This window comes from Enterobacter sp. 200527-13 (assembly GCF_027924865.1).
GTDB classification, from domain to species: Bacteria; Pseudomonadota; Gammaproteobacteria; order Enterobacterales; family Enterobacteriaceae; genus Enterobacter; species Enterobacter ludwigii.
Map to the genome: position 1 here is coordinate 1 of NZ_BSCM01000032.1, position 300 is coordinate 300.

General features: G+C 59.7%; 1 protein-coding gene. It reads right to left on the reverse strand.

All coding sequences use genetic code 11. From position 1 onward, the window contains the following. Positions 1–68: 68 nt before the first annotated feature. On the reverse strand, positions 69–209 hold the full coding sequence (locus QMG44_RS24245) for a hypothetical protein (protein ID WP_281853334.1): 141 nt from the start codon (positions 207–209) through the stop codon (positions 69–71). Positions 210–300 lie beyond the last annotated feature (91 nt).

Genomic DNA, 300 nt, shown 5'->3' on the forward strand with positions numbered 1-300 from the left:
GAGCCCCGTGGGGATATCGTGATGTGCCGGTGTTCTGCCTGCTGTTCTCATGCTCTCTCCTGTCAGTGTCAGCTGCCGGGGACCCGCAGTACCGTGCCCAGCAATATGCACAGCACCAGGGCTACAGCCAGGGCCAGGCCGATGACCACCCGGTCATGGAGGCTCATCGGACGATCCGTGACGTCTGTGCTTTCTGTTTCTGTGTTCATCCCGCTTTCTGCCGTGTCGTCAGGCACAGCCTTTTTCGCTTCCGGGTTCATCCTCGTCCTCCGTTTCCACTTTCATGCGTCCCTTCCACAC